General features: G+C 49.1%; 2 protein-coding genes. Both read left to right on the top strand.

Annotated elements, in window-relative coordinates:
• Positions 1 to 695 (top strand): GspE/PulE family protein (locus R8269_RS25980; protein ID WP_318223010.1); only part of this gene is annotated, 695 nt, incomplete at its 5' end.
• Positions 695 to 1,075 (top strand): type II secretion system F family protein (locus tag R8269_RS25985; protein WP_318223011.1); only part of this gene is annotated, 381 nt, incomplete at its 3' end. The genes R8269_RS25980 and R8269_RS25985, both read left to right, overlap by 1 nt.

A 1,075-nucleotide genomic window follows, 5' to 3' on the forward strand; every position in this document is an offset into this window, starting at 1 on the left:
CTTTGTACGCCGGCTTGCAAGAAATCAACAGCAACGAGCGCAACATTCTGACGGTGGAAGACCCAATCGAATTTGATATCGATGGCATTGGCCAGACTCAAGTTAACCCGAAAGTCGACATGACATTTGCGCGTGGTCTACGTGCGATCTTACGTCAGGACCCGGATGTGGTGATGGTCGGTGAGATCCGTGACTTAGAAACCGCGCAAATTGCGGTGCAAGCGTCTTTGACTGGTCACCTGGTAATGTCGACGCTGCATACCAACACCGCTGTTGGTGCGATCACGCGTCTGCGTGATATGGGTATTGAACCATTTTTGATCTCCTCTTCACTGCTAGGTGTGCTAGCGCAGCGTCTGGTTCGTACGCTCTGTTCTGACTGTAAAGAACCTTACGAAGCGGACAGCGAACAGAAAAAATTGTTTGGCATGGCAGAAAGTGAATCGCTCATTCTACATCGCGCGAAAGGCTGTGAAGCGTGTAACCAAAAAGGTTATCGCGGACGTACCGGCATTCATGAATTAGTGCTTGTCGATGAAACGGTTCAAGAGCTGATTCACCGCGAAGCGGGTGAGCAAGAAGTGGAAAAAGCCGTTCGTAATCATACGCCAAGTATTCGTAGTGATGGTCTAAGCAAAGTACGTCGTGGTATTACGTCACTTGAAGAAGTGATGCGAGTGACGAAGGAAGCGTAATGGCAGCATTTGAATACAAAGCGCTGGACGCAAAAGGCAAACAAAAAAAAGGCACGATTGAAGGGGATAACGCTCGTCAAGTGCGCCAACGACTGAAAGAACAAGGGATGATCCCTGTTGAGGTCGTGGAAGCCAAAGCAAAGGCGGCTAAGTCTTCAGGCTCAGTGGGCTTCAAACGTGGTATCAAAACGGCTGAACTGGCTCTGATTACGCGTCAATTATCCACACTTGTTCAATCAGGTATGCCTCTTGAAGAGTGTCTTCGTGCGGTTTCTGAACAAGCAGAAAAGCCACGAATTCGCACCATGATCGCTGCAGTTCGCTCCAAAGTCACCGAAGGTTACCCATTGGCAGATAGCCTAGGTGATTATCCACACGTA

This window comes from Vibrio sp. Vb0667 (assembly GCF_033391095.1).